Origin of the sequence: Cellulosimicrobium sp. 22598, assembly GCF_052044445.1 — a bacterium.
Classification (GTDB): Bacteria; Actinomycetota; Actinomycetes; order Actinomycetales; family Cellulomonadaceae; genus Cellulosimicrobium; species Cellulosimicrobium cellulans_G.
Window position 1 is genome coordinate 161,980 of record NZ_JBQEMZ010000007.1, and the last position, 15,489, is coordinate 177,468.

The 15,489-nt window shown below is 73.8% G+C and carries 13 protein-coding genes and 1 riboswitch; of the genes, 6 read left to right on the forward strand and 7 right to left on the reverse strand.

Translation table 11 applies throughout. The features are described 5' to 3' along the window. Window positions 1–24 precede the first annotated feature (24 nt). Window positions 25–714 (forward strand): type 1 glutamine amidotransferase domain-containing protein, encoded by a 690-nt coding sequence (locus ACTJIY_RS09765; protein WP_440673618.1) that lies wholly within the window; start codon window positions 25–27, stop codon window positions 712–714. A 55-nt stretch (window positions 715–769) separates the two neighbouring features. Here ACTJIY_RS09765 and ACTJIY_RS09770 read toward each other — a convergent pair whose 3' ends face one another. Genes ACTJIY_RS09770 through ACTJIY_RS09785 form a run of 4 tightly spaced genes read right to left on the reverse strand, consistent with a single transcriptional unit; the run spans window position 770 to window position 5,089 of the window. Next, complete coding sequence (locus ACTJIY_RS09770; RefSeq protein ID WP_440673617.1) at window positions 770–1,939, reverse strand: glycoside hydrolase family 1 protein; 1,170 nt, start codon at window positions 1,937–1,939, stop codon at window positions 770–772. Between the two features lie 23 nt (window positions 1,940–1,962). Beyond that, window positions 1,963–2,859, reverse strand: coding sequence for a carbohydrate ABC transporter permease (locus tag ACTJIY_RS09775; RefSeq protein WP_253051556.1), 897 nt, complete (start codon window positions 2,857–2,859; stop codon window positions 1,963–1,965). A 1-nt stretch (window position 2,860) separates the two neighbouring features. Next, window positions 2,861–3,784, reverse strand: coding sequence for a carbohydrate ABC transporter permease (locus ACTJIY_RS09780; RefSeq protein ID WP_253051555.1), 924 nt, complete (start codon window positions 3,782–3,784; stop codon window positions 2,861–2,863). 15 nt (window positions 3,785–3,799) lie between these two features. Then, window positions 3,800–5,089 (reverse strand): extracellular solute-binding protein, encoded by a 1,290-nt coding sequence (locus ACTJIY_RS09785; RefSeq protein WP_440673616.1) that lies wholly within the window; start codon window positions 5,087–5,089, stop codon window positions 3,800–3,802. 142 nt (window positions 5,090–5,231) lie between these two features. Between ACTJIY_RS09785 and ACTJIY_RS09790 the strand changes: the two genes are divergently transcribed. The 3 genes from ACTJIY_RS09790 (at window position 5,232) to ACTJIY_RS09800 (ending at window position 10,079) form a co-directional block, all read left to right on the forward strand. Then, entirely contained in the window at window positions 5,232–5,963 is a 732-nt protein-coding gene (locus tag ACTJIY_RS09790; protein WP_253051553.1) for a TetR/AcrR family transcriptional regulator, read from the forward strand. Beyond that, a complete protein-coding gene (locus ACTJIY_RS09795) occupies window positions 5,960–9,397 on the forward strand; it encodes a GH36-type glycosyl hydrolase domain-containing protein (RefSeq protein ID WP_440673615.1) in 3,438 nt (1,145 codons plus the stop codon). The genes ACTJIY_RS09790 and ACTJIY_RS09795 overlap by 4 nt, the downstream gene beginning before the upstream one ends. 109 nt (window positions 9,398–9,506) lie before the next feature. Further along, on the forward strand, window positions 9,507–10,079 hold the full coding sequence (locus tag ACTJIY_RS09800) for a hypothetical protein (RefSeq protein WP_253052534.1): 573 nt from the start codon (window positions 9,507–9,509) through the stop codon (window positions 10,077–10,079). A 15-nt stretch (window positions 10,080–10,094) separates the two neighbouring features. On the opposite strand, the gene ACTJIY_RS09805 is transcribed toward ACTJIY_RS09800, so the two are convergent. Then, window positions 10,095–11,213, reverse strand: coding sequence for a 3-keto-disaccharide hydrolase (locus ACTJIY_RS09805; RefSeq protein ID WP_440673614.1), 1,119 nt, complete (start codon window positions 11,211–11,213; stop codon window positions 10,095–10,097). A gap of 144 nt (window positions 11,214–11,357) precedes the next feature. Between ACTJIY_RS09805 and ACTJIY_RS09810 the strand changes: the two genes are divergently transcribed. Next, window positions 11,358–12,014 carry a GntR family transcriptional regulator gene (locus tag ACTJIY_RS09810; RefSeq protein ID WP_253051550.1) on the forward strand — a complete coding sequence of 219 codons (657 nt, stop codon included), beginning with the start codon at window positions 11,358–11,360 and terminating at the stop codon, window positions 12,012–12,014. A 37-nt stretch (window positions 12,015–12,051) separates the two neighbouring features. Here ACTJIY_RS09810 and ACTJIY_RS09815 read toward each other — a convergent pair whose 3' ends face one another. Continuing rightward, entirely contained in the window at window positions 12,052–12,489 is a 438-nt protein-coding gene (locus ACTJIY_RS09815) for a hypothetical protein (protein WP_253051549.1), read from the reverse strand. A gap of 201 nt (window positions 12,490–12,690) precedes the next feature. Beyond that, entirely contained in the window at window positions 12,691–13,965 is a 1,275-nt protein-coding gene (locus ACTJIY_RS09820) for a glycosyltransferase (RefSeq protein WP_440673613.1), read from the reverse strand. Window positions 13,966–14,055: 90 nt separating this feature from the next. Between ACTJIY_RS09820 and ACTJIY_RS09825 the strand changes: the two genes are divergently transcribed. After that, window positions 14,056–15,375, forward strand: coding sequence for a hypothetical protein (locus tag ACTJIY_RS09825; RefSeq protein ID WP_440673612.1), 1,320 nt, complete (start codon window positions 14,056–14,058; stop codon window positions 15,373–15,375). A gap of 24 nt (window positions 15,376–15,399) precedes the next feature. Further along, window positions 15,400–15,474, forward strand: a riboswitch (Fluoride riboswitch). The last annotated feature ends 15 nt before the right edge of the window (window positions 15,475–15,489 follow it).

Below are 15,489 nucleotides of genomic sequence, written 5' to 3' on the forward strand. Positions count from 1 at the left end.
CCCGATACGCCGAAGGAGACACCCGTGACCCAGCGCATCCTCCATGTCGTCACGAACGTCGGCCACTACGACGACCCGGACCACCAGACGGGCCTCTGGCTCTCGGAGCTCACCCACGCCTGGCACGTCTTCGCCGAGCACGGCTACGAGCAGAGGATCGTGAGCCCGCAGGGCGGCCGGGCACCCCTCGAACCGCGGTCGCTGCGGTTTCCCAGCTACGACAGGACCGCTCGGTCGTGGCACGACGACCCTGCCTCGATGGCCCTCCTCGAGGAGACCGCGAGCCCCGACGAGATCGACCCGGACGACGTCGACGCCATCTACTTCACCGGCGGACACGCGGTCATGTACGACTTCCCGGGCAGCGAGCCGCTCCAGCGCATCACGCGCGAGATCTGGGAGCGCGGCGGCGTCGTCTCCTCCGTGTGCCACGGCTACTGCGGGCTGCTCGACACCACGCTCGCCGACGGCACCCACCTCGTCGCCGGGCGCAGGCTCACGGGCTTCGCCTGGCAGGAGGAGGTCCTTGCCCGCGTCGACGAGCTCGTGCCGTACAACGCGGAGGAGGAGATGAGGAAGCGCGGCGCGCTCTACGAGAAGGCCCGGTTGCCGTTCGTGTCCTACACCGTCGTGGACGGGAACCTCGTGACCGGTCAGAACCCCAGGTCCGCCAAGGAGACCGCCATCAAGGTGGCCGCGCTCCTGGACGGGTGACCACGGTCTCCGTCGCACGTCGCGGCCCGCAGGACGGGCCGCGACGCGAGCGGGGTCAGTCGTCGAGCGAGACCGTGCCGCGGGCGACGCCGCCGAGCCAGCCGAGGCTGGGCTTGGGCGTGCGCTCGAAGGTCTCCGGGTCCCACGCGACGAGCCCGAACGTCGGGGCGTACGAGCCCCACTCGTAGTTATCGAGCAGCGACCAGTGGAGGTAGCCGAGCAGCGGGAGGCCCGCCTCCATCTCGGCGTGCAGCGCGCGCAGGGCGTCGCGCGTGTAGTCGATGCGGCGCGCGTCGTCCGCCGTCGCGATGCCGTTCTCGGAGACGAGGACCGGCAGGCCGGTGAGCTCGTGCCCGAGGCGCGCGGCCTCCGCGATGGCGGCCGGGTAGTACTCCCACCCGGTGAGCGTCTTCTCCGAGTCCTCGGGGGCGGGCAGCGGCCCGTCCACGGTGATGCGGGTGCGCGTGTAGGCCTGGACGGCGACGAAGTCGTCGCCGCGCGAGGCCTCGAGGAAGACGGTCTCGCGCGGGTAGGCGTACTCGCGCAGGACCTCCTCGGCGCCGGGGTCGGCGAAGAACTGCTGCGGCGCGACGGGCCACCCGACGGGCACCCCGACGGTCCGCACGAGCTCCACGGCCCGGCGGTGCGCGGCGATGAGGTGCTCGGTCGCGACCGGGTCGGGCGCGTGCATCGTGCCGGCCTGGAGCTGCTCGGTGCCCTTGGCGGCCGTGATCATCATCGCGAGGATGTTCGGCTCGTTGATGGTGAACACGTGCGACGCGCGGTCGAGCAGCGGCCGCACGTGCTCGACGTACCGCGCGAACCGCTCGACGGACCGCGGGTCGGTCCAGCCGCCGTCCTCCGCGAACCAGCGCGGCGAGGTGAAGTGGTGCAGCGTGACGAGCGGCGTGACCCCGTGCTCGAGGCAGCAGTCGATCATGCGGCGGTAGTGGTCGACCTCGGCCCGCGAGAAGCGACCCTCGGCCGGCTCGATGCGCGCCCACTCGATCGAGAACCGGTACGAGGTGAGCCCGGACTCGGCCAGCAGCCGGATGTCGTCGGCGTACCGGTGGTAGGAGTCGGCGGCGTCGCCCGACGGCTCGGCGAGGGTCGAGGCCGGGTCGACCTCGCGCGCCCACCAGTCGCTGTTGACGTTGTTGCCCTCGATCTGGTGGGCCGCCGTCGAGGCGCCCCAGACGAAGTTCTCGGGGAAGGTGATCGACACGGGCTCTCCTCGTCGGTCGCCGGTCACTTGATGCCGGTCATGGCGATGCCCTGCACGAAGTAGCGCTGCAGGAACAGGAACAGGATGAGGATCGGCGTCACGACGAGCACGGACCCGGCCATGAGGAGGCCGTAGTAGGTGCCGTTCGAGCCGACCGAGTACAGCGAGAGCGCGACCGGGAGGGTGTACATGTTCTCGGTCTGCGCCACGACCAGGGGCCACAGGAAGTTGTTCCACGACCCGAGGAACGTGAGGATGCTCAGCGTCGCGAGCGGCGGCCCGCACTGGGGCAGCACGATGCGGAAGAAGATCCGGAACTCGCCTGCGCCGTCGATCCGGGCGGCCTCGATGAGCGCGTCCGGGATGCCGAGCATGAACTGCCGCATGAGGAACACGCCGAGCGGTCCGGCGAGGAACGGCAGGATGAGTGCCGGGTAGGTGTTGACGAGCCCCATGTTGGACACGAGCACGAACATCGGCACGAGCGTGACGACGCCCGGGACCATGAGCGTGAGCATGACGAGGGCGAACAGCACCCGCTTGCCGGGGAAGCTCATCTTCGCCAGGGCGTAGCCGACCATCGAGCAGAACACGATGTTGCCGAGCACCACGGCGACGGCCACGACGATCGAGTTGGTGAAGTACTGCCCGTAGTTGAGCTGGGAGAGCCACCGCTCGTAGTTGTCGAGCGTGGGGTCCTGCGGCCACCACGTGATGGGGCGCTGGAGCAGCTCGCCCTGCGTCTTGAAGCTGCCGAGCGCCATCCAGATGAACGGCATGAGGGTCAGGAGCAGCCCGACGACGAGCGCCGTGTACGTGGCGCCGCGCGACCACCGGATCGGGCGCCGCGGGCGGCGCCGGGTGGTCGTGCCGGCGGTCCCGGGCGTCGCGGGGGTGGTCCGCGAGGACGTGACGGTCATGTCAATCCTCCTTCGACCGCAGCAGGCGGAACTGGACGGCGGCGAGCGCGGCGATCAGCGCGAAGAGCACGTACGCGGCTGCGGAGGCGAACGCGTAGTTGCCGTACCCGAACTGGTTGTAGACGTAGTAGCTGATGGTCAGCGTCGAGTTGACCGGGCCGCCCTTGGTCATGACGAAGGGCTCCTCGAACACCTGGAGGAAGCCGACGGACAGCAGCACCGCGCCGAGCAGCAGGGTGGGGCGCATGAGCGGGACCGTGATGGAGCGGAACCGGCGCCACGAGCCGGCGCCGTCGACCTCGGCGGCCTCGTAGACGTCGCGCGGGATCGCCTGGAGCCCGGCGAGGAAGATGATCATGAGCGTGCCCATGTTGCGCCAGGCGGCCATGAGGATGATCGACGGCATGGCCCAGGTGCTGTCGTTGAGCCAGTCGGGACCGTCGATCCCGACCCAGCCGAGCACGGTGTTGACGAGGCCGGAGTCCTGGAGGATGAACCGCCACACGACGGCCACCGCGACGATCGACGTCACGACGGGCGTGTAGTAGCCGACGCGGAAGACGCTCCGGAACTTCTCGATGCCCGAGTTGAGGGCCACGGCCAGGGCGAGGCCGAGAACCATCGTCAGCGGGATGCCGACGAGGACGAAGTAGAAGGTGTTGAGCAGCGCCTTGCGGAAGAGCTCGTCCTGGAAGACGCCGGTGAAGTTCTCGAGCCCGACGAAGTTCACCGCGAACGGCGTCTTGATGTCACGGATCGTGAGGTCCGAGAACGACATCCCGAACGACGCGAGCAGCGGCCCCAGCATGAAGACCGTGAAGACCGCGACGAACGGGAGCGCGAACAGCCAGGCGACGAGCGCTTGCCGTCGCCGGTGGACGGCGCCGGCCGTGCGCCGGCGCCGTCCCTCGGTGGTGGTGGTCATGACCGACGGGTCCTGTTACCAGCCGAGCCCGAGCGTGTCGGCCTTGGCCTGGATCGCCTTGGCGGCGTCCTCGGACGTGACCTGACCGTTCGCGACCTTCTCGGCCTCGGTCTCGATCGTCGCGGAGAGCTCGTCCCAGCTCGGCACGGTCGGCGGGGCGATCGTGTTCTCGAGCTGCTCCTGGAGCACCTGCGTGCGGGGGTTGGACGTCAGCGGCTCGTAGTCCCACGCGGTGGTGAGGGCGGGAAGGTCGCTCGTCGCGTCGAACCAGGCCTGCTGCGTCTCGGGCTGGGCGAGCCAGCGCACGAGCTTCCACGCGCCGTCGGGGTTCTTGGCCTCGGCGAAGACGCCGAGGTGCCCGCCGCCGATGTACGAGTCGTTGTTCGCGGAGCCCGCGGGCACCGGGACGGTCGCGACGTTCTGCTCGACCCAGTCCTCGCCCTGGAGATCTGCGAGCACGTTGACCATCCACGGGCCGGAGATGAACGCCGGGTCGGAGCCGTCGACGAACGCGCTGTTCTGCGAGTCGCCGTAGCCGGACAGCGGGGACAGGCCCTCGGTGAAGAACGACGCGTAGTAGTCGAGCGCGTCGATCATCGCCTGGTTGTCGAGGTCGAACGCGTCGCCGGCCTCGTTGAGGACCGAGCCGCCGGCCTGCGAGTAGAACGGCAGGATGACCTGCGTGGAGTCCTCGGCGTCGCCCATGGGGAGCTGGAGGCCGTAGGTCGAGCCGTTGGCCTGCATCGCCTCGGCGAACGACGTGAGCTCCTCCCACGTCGTGGGCGCCTCGACCCCGGCCGCCTTGGCCAGGTCGGAGCGGTAGTACAGGACGCGGGTCTCGACGTACCACGGCACGCCGTACTCGACGCCGTCGGCGACGGTGGAGGCGGCAGCGCCCTCGACGAAGTCCGCGCTGTCGACGAGGCCGTCCGGGACGGGCGCGAGGCCGCCGGTGGCGACCATCGTCGGCATGAAGGACGAGCCGATCATGATCGCGTCGGGCACGGTGCCCGCGGCGACGGCGGTCTGGAACTTCGTCATGACGTCGGCCCACGGGATCGTGGTGACCTCGACGTTCGCGTCGGGGTTCTCGTCCGTGAAGCCCTGGACGAAGTCGGGCAGCTTCTCGCCCTCCTCACCCATCGCCCAGATCGTGATGTCACCCTTCGCGGGCGCGTCGTCCACCGTCGTGGTGGACCCGGCGTCGGTCTCGCCACCCGTCGAGTCGTCGTCCGCACGACCGCACGCGGTCAGGGCCAGGAGTCCGACGACGCCGATGGCGACCGCCTTGCGTCCGAGCTTCATGAGCAATCCTCCTCATCGAGCAGTCGGCTCGTCTGGTGTGAGCCGCTGTGGAAACTACCTTAGCGTGCGCTCGGTTAGTATTTTCAACCGGGGCGTCCAGGCCGTACCGTTGGCGCCGAGAGACTGGGCGAAGGAGACGGTGATGAACGAGAGCGACTCCGCAGGTGGCGGCGCCACGACGGGGACGGCGGGGGGCCGGGCGACGACGACCGGGACGCGTGGCACGACGGCGGCCGGCCTGCCCGACCGACGCATCGTCCGGGGCGAGCAGCGCCGTCGCGAGATCCTGCGCACGGCCGTCGAGGTGTTCGGCGAGCAGGGCTTCCGCGGCAGCTCGCTGCGCGAGATCGCGGCGCGCGTCGGCATCTCGGAGGCCGGGCTCCTGCACCACTTCGGCAGCAAGGCGGGCCTCCTGACCGCGACGCTCGAGGAGCGCGACCGGCGCGACCTCGTGCGACGCACCGAGGACGAGGCCGCGGGCGCCGACCTCCTGACGACCATCCGCGACCAGGTCCGGCGCAACGCCGAGACGCCGGGTCTCGTCTCGCTGCACGTCGTGGTCGCCGCCGAGGCGACGGACGCCGCGCACCCGGCCCACGACGTCGTGCGCGACCGCTACCGCGCCCTGCGCCACCAGGACGACACGCGCTTCCAGGACGCCGTCGCGCGCGGCGAGCTGCGCCCCGAGGTCGACCCGCAGGCGATCGGCCAGCTCTTCTCCGCCGTCATGGACGGCCTGCAGCTCCAGTGGCTGCTGGACCCCGACAACGTCGACATGGTCGCCCTCTTCGACCAGTTCCTCGCGCTGCTGCGCCCCGAGGGCACGACCCCCGCAGCACCCGAGACCCGCACCACCGAGCAGGAGACCGCGTGACCCTCACCGCCAGCCCCGCACGCACGACCCCCCTCGCGGGCGCGACGCTCGCCTCGGGCGAGCTGACCGTCGAGCTCACCGGCGGGGGTGACGTGCGCGCCGTGAGCACGGGCGGCCTGCTCGTCAACCAGTACCTGCCGGGCGAGCACGACCGCATGCCCGGCGGCGTCCTGCTGCGCGCGACCCGCGCGGACGGCGGCGTCGAGGTCGCCCGGCTCACCGGGTCGGCGCCCGCGGTGACGTCGGTCGAGGTCGGCACCGACCGGGTCGTGTGGTCGGGCGAGGCGCTCGGGCTCGCCACGCGCGTCGCGCTGACGCTCGACGGACGCACGCTCGTCTGGCGCGTCGACCTCACGGCCGGCGCGAGCACGCCCGCGGACGCGCGCTACGACGTCGTGCACGCGCAGGACCTCGCCCTCGCGCCGCCCGCGGCGGCGCTGTCGAGCGAGCCGTACGTGTGCCAGTACCTGCTGCACCGCGCGTTGGAGCACCCCGACGCGGGCACCGTGCTCGTCAGCCGGCAGACCATGTCCGCCCAGCCGCGCCTCCCGCTCGCCGTCGCGTTCCTCGTCGAGGGCGCCGTCGCGCACCTCACGGACTCGCTCCAGGTCTTCACGGCCCGGACCCGGCGCGACGGCGTCCCGCACGGCCTGCTCGGTCCCGTGGACTCCGGCGTGCTCCAGTACGAGTACGCGATGCCGACCCTCGTCTCGCGCCCGCTCGACCTGTCCGGCGGGACGGCCCGCGTGCACGCGGTGACCGTCGTCGACCCCGACGCGCCCGGCCCGCTCGCCGCGCACCTCGACGAGGTGGCCGGCTGGGCGGCGGCTGCGGTCGCCGCCGCCGCCGACGAGCGCGCGACCACCCCGCTGCCGCGGACCGGGTCCGTGCTGCGCGACGCGCCGCTCCTCGCGGGCGACGAGCTCGACGAGGCCGGGCTGCTCGCCGCCGTCGGGCTCGGCGCCGACGACGTGCTCCTGCCCGAGCGCGACGCCGACGGCACGCTGCTGTCGTTCTTCACCGCGGACGGGACGCACGTCGTGGACGCGCGCAAGGACACCGTGACCGAGCGCTCGCACGGGCACGTGCTCAAGGCGGGCGACGACGTGCTGCCCACGGACGACGTGCTCTCCACGACGGCGTTCGCGCCGGGCGTCTTCGCGTCGCACGTCGTGCTCGGCAACACCACGGCGAACCGCCTCGCGACCGTGCACCGGCACCACCTCAACCTGCTCCGCAGCAGCGGGCTGCGGGTCCTCGTCGACGACGGCCGCGGCCCCCGGCTGCTCGGGCTCCCCTCGGCGCTCGTCCTCGACGTCGGCGGCGTCCGCTGGGTCTACGAGACGCCGCTCGGCCGCGTGGACGTGCGGACCGTCGCGCACGACCGCGAGAACCGCATCGACGTGGACGTGCGCTGCGACCGGCCGCTGCACGTCACCGCGACGCTCGAGCTCGACGACGAGGCGGGCGGCTGGGTCGTCGAGCACGTGGCCCCGACGGCGGACGCGGGCGAGGCCGTCGTCGTGCATCCCGTCCCGGGCGGCGACGTCGACGCGCACTACCCCGACCTGCGGTACGTCGTGTCGTCGAGCGCGTCCGTCGTGCTCGACCCCGAGCACCCGGCGGGCGCCCCTGACGGGACCGCGCACCGCCTCACGAGCGCGACCGACACCGGTGCGCTCCGGCTCGCGATCACCGGCTCGCTGGACGGGGCCGACGCCGCGCTCGCGCTCGCCGCGCCGGCGCACGACCCGCTCACCGACGTCGACGCGACCCTCGCGGGCCACCTCGCGACCGTCCGCGGGGTCGTGCGCGGCCTGCGGTTCGCGCCCCACGCGGAGGTGGAGACGCAGGAGCTCGACCTGCTCGTGCCCTGGTACGCGCACGACGCCCTGATCCACTTCCTCGTCCCGCACGGCCTGGAGCAGTACTCGGGCGCCGCGTGGGGCACGCGCGACGTGTGCCAGGGACCGTTCGAGCTCGCGCTCGCGGGCGGGCGGCACGACGTCGCGCGCGCGATCGTGCTGCGCGTCCTCGCGCACCAGCACACGTGGGGCGAGTTCCCGCAGTGGTTCATGTTCGACGCCTACGGCGAGCGCTACAACGACTCGTCGCACGGCGACGTCGTCGTGTGGCCGCTGTTCGCGCTCGCGCAGTACCTCGACGCGAGCGGCGACCTCGCCGTGCTCGACGAGCCGGTCCCGTTCTGGGACCACGCGCACCGGCGCCCGGCCGCGTCCGGGCCCGACGCCGCGGCGACCGTGCGCGACCACGTCGCGCGCCTGCTCGACCACCTCGACCGCGACCGCCTGCCCGGCACCGCCCTGCCCGCGTACGGCGAGGGCGACTGGGACGACACGCTCCAGCCCGCCGACCCGCGCATGCGCACGGACCTCGCGTCCACGTGGACGTCCGCGCTGCTCGTGCAGGCCGCCGAGCTGCTCGCCCGCACCACGTCCGGCGGCGACGACCACGCCGCGCTCTCGCAGCGCGCCGGGGCACTGGCCGCCGAGGTCAGCGCCGACCTGCGCGAGCGCGCGCTCGTCGACGGCGTCATGGCCGGGTACGTGCGGCACGGGTCCGACGGCGACGAGCTCGTGATCCACCCGTCCGACACGGTCTCCGGGATGCGGTATCGCCTCATCCCCATGACGCAGTCGATCATCGCGGGCATCCTCACGCCCGAGGAGGCGGAGCAGCACGAGCGCCTCGTGGTCGAGCACCTCCACTTCCCGGACGGCGTGCGTCTCATGGACCACCCCGCCGCGTTCGACGAGGGCGTCCCGCACACGTTCCTGCGGGCCGAGCAGGCGGCGAACGTCGGTCGCGAGATCGGGCTCATGTACGTGCACGCGCACATCCGCTACGTCGAGGCGCTCGCGGCCCTGGGCCGCGGCCGCGCGCTCGACGAGCTGCTGCGCATCAGCCCCGTCGACCTGGGCAGCCGCCTCGCGCACGCCGCGCCGCGCCAGCGCAACGCGTACTTCTCGTCGAGCGACGCCGACTTCCCGGACCGCCAGAGCTTCGCGCGCGACTTCGACCGGCTGCGCGACGGGACCGTGGGCGTCCGCGGTGGCTGGCGCGTGTACTCCAGCGGGCCGGGCATCTACCTGCGTCAGCTCGTCCAGGGCGTGCTCGGCCTCACGGAGCGCTCGGGGTCGTCCGGCGCGCTCGTCGTCGACCCCGTGCTGCCCGCGGCGGCCGACGGCCTCGCCGTCGACCTCGAGCTCGCCGGACGGACGCGCCGGGTCGTCTACCGGGTCGTCGAGCCGGGCGAGCGCGTGCGGGTGCGCGCGGGGTCCGACCTCGGCACGCTCGCCGACGTCACCACGACCCCGCGGGCGGGCGACTACCGCGAGCGGGGCGTCGTCGTCGCGACGGGCGACCTGGGTGACGCGGGGCTCGTCGAGATCACGGTGCCCGCGGGCTCGTAGGCCGCGAGATCTCGCCGTCCCGAGCCGTTCCCCGCGCAGGGGTCGGAGGCGCTAGCCTTCGGACCACGCCGCCGTCGGGACGGCGTCACCCGCGACGAAGGAACACGCCGTGAGCCAGCCTCCGTACCAGCAGCACCCGGGCGGCGACGCCCAGCAGCCCCCGCAGGCCCCCGGGCCGTACGGGCAGGGCCAGCCCGCCTACGGGCAGCCGGCCGCTCCCGGTCCCTACGGGGCGCCGGCGCCGTACGGCCAGGGCCAGCCCGCGTACGGACAGCCCGCGCAGCCCGAGCAGCACCAGCCGGCCTACGGGCAGATGGCGCCGCAGGCTCCTCCCGTGGCGCCGTACCCGCCGCAGGGCCAGCAGCCCTACGGGGCGTCGTACCCGCCGCAGGGTCAGCAGCCGTACGGCGCGCCCTACGGCCAGCCCGGCTACGGCGCGTACGCGCCCGCCGGCCCGCAGCCGATGACGTGGCGCACGATCCTCGCGTACGTGTTCAGCCCGATCGCGGTGTTCTTCCTGCCGATCGTCTTCGGCGTGCTCGCGATCGTCTTCTCCGCGATCGCGGTCCGCCGGAACGAGAAGACGGCGAAGATCGCGCTCGGCGTCGCGATCGCGTGCACCGCGGTGGGCTTCATCCTGGGCGCGATCAGCGGCTACCAGGCGGCCAGCCAGTACTTCTGACGCCGCCCGTCCTTCTCAGCCGCAGTCGACCCCCGCGTACGGCGTCTCCACGACGACCGGGCCGTCGTCATCCGCCACCGTCAGCGTGGCCGTGCCCGCATCGACCGACGCGGCCCTCGTGCTGAACGACTGGTAGGCGTTGCGGCCCGGCCGGACGTCGCCGAACGAACGCTCGCCCGCGGCCGTGCCGAGCGTGACGTCCACGGCGTCCTCCCCGACGTTCAGCGCGCGCACGGCGACGTGCGCCGTCCCCGCCAGGCAGCGCGCGTCCACCTCGACGTGGACGGGCGGGAGCTCGCGGACGCGCACGTCGCGGTAGGTGACGACGTCGGGCGCGGACCCGTGCGCCTGCAGGCCGACGTACCCGACGAGGCCGCGGCTGCTGGAGTCCGGGTCGAGCGGGCGGTCGGGGAACGGGACGCCGGGCAGGTTCTCGTACTCGTTGATGACGACCCCGTCGCGGATCACCGTGTAGTGCTGCCCGACGACGCGCACCTCCAGCTCGTTCCACGCGCCCTTCGCGGTGGGTCGGGCGCGGTCGAGCCCGATGTCGGCGAACCCGTAGACCGAGCCCGTCTTGCGCGGGTCGTTCGACCCTCCCTCGGGCGAGTCGTTCACCTGGATCTCGTGGCCGCAGTTCACGGCGATCCAGGAGAGGTTGCCGGTCTCGTTGCCGTTGAACGTCGTCGGGCACCCCTCGACCGGCCCGGAGAGGTCCGGGAACCGGACCTGGACGCCGCTGTTGGCGCGCGCGTCGCCGGGCGCGTCGTCGCGGAACTGCACGACGAGCGAGAAGTCGGCGTACTGCCGCACCGGGTACCAGAGCGTCCCGAACCCGCCGCCCGCGCCCGCCCGGGAGCGGATCGTGCCGTCGTCGAGCAGGTCGAACCCGCCGTCGCCCGCGTACTTCCAGGCCGCGAACGACTCGGCGGTGCCGTCGAAGATCACGTCGTACCCGTCGTCGGGCGCCGCGGCCACGGCCGTCGTGGTCTCCTGCGCCGTGGTCCTCTGGGCCGCGGGCACGACCGCCGCGGCCGGCGCCGCGAGCGCGACCCCGACGGCGAGCGCGGCCGCCCCGGCGAGGCGGACGCGGTGCGCCCGACGGAGGACGGGGGGACGGGTGGTGCTCGACATCGGAACTCCCTCGTTCGACGCGTGTCCCTCCACCCTCGCACGGATGCCGGGCGCTCTCCACGGCACGGGGAGCGAGCGCGCACGCGGGGCCGCGCCCCGTGCGCACCCGCGTGCGCGCGTCGGGCGCGGTGGGAGAATCGACCGGTGTCCGGAGCCGAGGAGCGAGTGCTGGAGTCCGCCCGGGTCGCGGCGACGCTGCGCGACGAGATCCTGGACGGGGTGCGACGCCCGGGGTCCCGGCTGGTCGAGCGGGACCTGGCGGCCGACTTCGGCGTGAGCCGCATCCCCGTGCGCGACGCGCTCAAGGCGCTCGAGGGGGAGGGGCTCGTCGTGCTGCGGCCGCACACGTGGGCCGTCGTCCGGGAGTTCTCCGACGCGGACCTCGCCGACCTCGACGAGGTGCGCGAGGTCCTGGAACCGCTGGCGTTCCGTCTCGCCGCCGAGCGGCACGGCGCGGAGGGCCTGGACCGGCTCCGACGCGCGCTCGCGCGAGAGCAGGAGGGCGCGCGCACCGCCGACAGCATCGGGTCGCGCCGGTCCGCGGCGGACTTCCACGAGATCGTGACCGAGCTCGCGGACAACCGGCTCCTGCGGGACATGATGCAGGGCATCCGCAGCCGCGTGCGCTGGGCGTTGTCGCAGCACGACGACCTCGCGCACGTGACCGAGGAGCACGCGGAGCTGTTCGAGGCGGTCGCGGCGCGGGACGGCGAGCGGGCGGCGGCGCTGGCGGAGGCGCACGTCGACAGCAGCCGGCGCGAGCGCGCCGCGCACGTCGCGGCCCTGCGCTCGGGGGGCTGACCGGCCCGTCGACGGGACCGTGGGCTCGGCCCGGGGCTCAGACGGGGCCGACGGTCCCGTCGTGCGACGTGGCCGGCCGGGCGGGGATCTCGGTCGCCTTCTGCCACGACCCGACCAGCCGCCCGTCGCTCGTCTCGAGCCGGAACGGCGCGAGCGGGAGGTTGCCCGCGCGGCGGCGAGCGCGGAGCACGTCGATCGCGTCCTCGTCGCTGTCGGCGCCGAACGGCTCGCCGCGGCGCGCGCCGGTGGCGGTGACCACGCGGTAGCGGGTCATGCTGTCGTCGTCGTGGTGCACCTCGTCGGCGAGCGCGGCGACCTCCTTGGCGACCTCGAGGTTCGGCAGCGCGACCCAGGTGCGCTCCGGCCCGTCGAGCGTCCAGCCGTCGGTCTCGTCGCGCCGGATCACGTACTCGCGCGACGCGCTGCGGGCGCGCCAGGTCGCGTCGTCTTCGGCAGTCCAGGTGAGTGTGTTCATGAGCGCTGGTGCGGGTCGGACGGCGGTCCGGTCTCTCGTCGGTCGAGCGGTAGTTCCCCCTGTCCGTCGTCCGGTGACCCACCCGCAGCGTACGCTGCCCGCCCCGCGGGCGTGTCCACCCTGGGGAGGAGATCACCCGTCGCGCAGGTCACACGCCGTCCGTCGCACGGACGACTCGCCGCGGCGGTCCCGCGCGTCTGGCTATCCCAGGCGCTCCTCCAGGAGGTCCGCGGCGGCACGTGCGCCTCCCAGCGACCGCAGCTCTCTCCCGAGGCGGGCGGCCGCGGCACGGTAGGCCGGGTCGGTGGCGACCTCGCGGTAGGCGTCCCGGACCGCTGCGGGCCGCGGCGTCCCGGTGCGCAGGTTGACGCCCGCGCCGTGCCAGCCGACGCGCGCCGCGACCTCCGGCTTGTCCAGGTCCCCGCCCGCGACCACGAGCGGGACGTCGTGCCGCAGCGCCTGGAGGACGCCGCCGTAGCCACCGTTGGTGATCATCACCGAGGTCCGGGGCAGGAGCTCCGGGTACGGCACCATGTGCGCGACCCGGGCGTTCGCCGGCAGCGGGCCGGGCAACGGGTCGGTCCGGTGACCCAGCCCGACGACGACGAGCACGTCCTGGTCGGCGAGCGCGTCGAGCGTGGGCAGGATCAGGTCGTGCGGGTCGACGTTCGCGGTGCCCTGCGTGACGTGGACGACGGGCGCGTCGGCGTGGACGACGTCGTCCCACCACGGCGGGAGCGGGACCGCCGCCGGCGCCGTCCCGTCGTCGGTGAGGTCGCCGACGAAGCGGATGTGCGGGGGCAGGTCGTCGCGCGGGTAGTCGAGTCCCGGCGAACCCGCCGCGACGACGAGGAACGGGGAGTACCACATCGTCGCGAAGGTCGCGGTGTCGGGTGCGAGCCCGGCGGACCGCCGGGTGCGCTGGTAGCGCCGGGTCAGCGCGGCGGTGCCGGCCCCGGAGACGGCGCCGAGCACCGCGTCGCGCGCCCGCCCGACGACGCCGACCCTCGGGGTGAGCCCGAGTCCCGTCGGCGGGATGCCCTTGCCGGGCAGCCAGACCGCGATCGGCGAGACCGTCGCCCACGGCGACCGCAGCCGTTCGGCCGCGAAGCGGGTCCCCAGCGCCATGGGGTCGCCGGCGAGCAGGTCCCAGGGTTCGTCGTCGTGCAGCGCGAGGAGGTCCTCGGCCTGCGCGGGCGCGGTCCCGAGGAAGAGGTCCTCGAGGTTGCGGATCACCTGGCGGAATCCCTTGCGGCCCTGCAGACGCGGGAAGGTCGCGGCGAGGTCGCGCTCGTCGAAGTCGGGCGCCGCGACCCAGGGGACGCCGCGCGCCCCGACGCCGTCGAACATCGCGACGTACGACCTGCCGGTGTAGACACGGACGCAGTGGCCGCGGCGGACGAGCTCGGCAGCGACCGCCCGGACCGGCCGCGCGTGCCCGGCGAACGGCATCGCCGTCAGCATGATCGAGGCCATGTGGCCAGCATGGCCCGCGGTCGGCGTCTCGGCACGGGGGCAGCGACCCGCTACCCTGCACGAGCCGCCTGCGACGAGAGGACCCGTCCGATGTCCCACCCCACCGACCCGAACCACCCGGTCGACGACCACACCGTCATGCGGCCGCCGCGACGGTACGGGGACGACGGCGGGACGGGCTCGGCCGGACCGGGGCCGTCCGCGCCCGGCTACGGGTACCCCCACGCCCAGGCGCCCTACGACACCGACCCCTACGGCACAGGAGGACGCCGCGCGCCGGGCCGGCCCGGCGACCCCCACGCGACGCTCCCGCCCGCGGACACGGGGGCGACCTGGCCGCCCGCGGGAACCGCGCCCGGGTACGCGCCGCCGCCCCCGCCGCCCGGCGCTCCGGCGCCGTCGGGCCCGTACGGCACCTCGACGGCCCCGTACGGCGCCCCGACGACCCCGTACCCGGGCCCGTCGGGCCACGCCTACGGCGCGCCGGACGACGCGACGGTCGTGCCGGGCCCGCCCGCCCCGCCGTCGGACCCCTACGGCTTCTCCCCGTACACGACGCCGCCCGGTCGCGGCTCGCGGAAGTGGCTCGTGCCCGTCCTCGCGGGCGTGGGCGCGTTCGTGCTCGTCGCGGGCGGCCTCGGCGTGTGGCTCGCGGTGCGCGACGACGCGTCGCCCGCCCCGGAGCCGACGACCGCCGAGCAGGCGCCCGCGACGGACACCCCGGCGGAGCCGGAGCAGACCGACGAGCCGGAGGCCACCGAGGAGCCGGTGGACACCGACGTCACGGACGACGAGCCGTGGCTCGAGCAGCAGTACCGCGCGGGCGCGGAGATGGACCCGGAGTCGGGCCCGGCGCTCGCGCCGATGTCGTGGGACTACTTCTCCGACAACGACTACCTCGTCAACGAGGACCGCATCGCGCTCGTGGCGCGGCGGGACTTCGCGTGCGACGACCTGCCCGCGATCCCCGCCATCCAGGCGATCGCGGGCTCGTGCCAGGCCGGGTTCGAGGCCCGCGTCGTGTCGGACGACGGCCCGACCCTCGCGCTCGACCTGGTCCTGGTGGACGTCGGGTCGGAGGAGGAGGCCGAGCGCATCGCCGCGGCCTTCAACGCCGCGCCGGAGGGCGACCCCCTCGCCGACACCTCGGGACCTGCGCACCCGACCCTCGCCGCCGCGGTGCCGCAGCCGGGGTTCCAGGGCACGTACGCGCTGCTCGACGACGGGGACTCGCCCGGGGTCATGTTCAACACCGGGACCGTCGTCATGATGTACCGGCTCGGCATCGACGACGGGCTGGAGCGCGACCAGATCCTGCCCGTGGCGCAGGCCGTCGGGTTCGTCATCACGGACCACGAGCTCGCCAAGTCGTTCGGCGAGAAGAAGTGGCTGGACACCAAGGCCGGCTGAGCGGTCGACGGCGCGCCTGGGTACCCTGGGTGCGGTGATGGATCCCGCCGGGGCGTAGCCGCCCGAACCGCCGCCAGGGCTGATGGTTCCTGCCTCGTCGCACGTCGGCGGGCA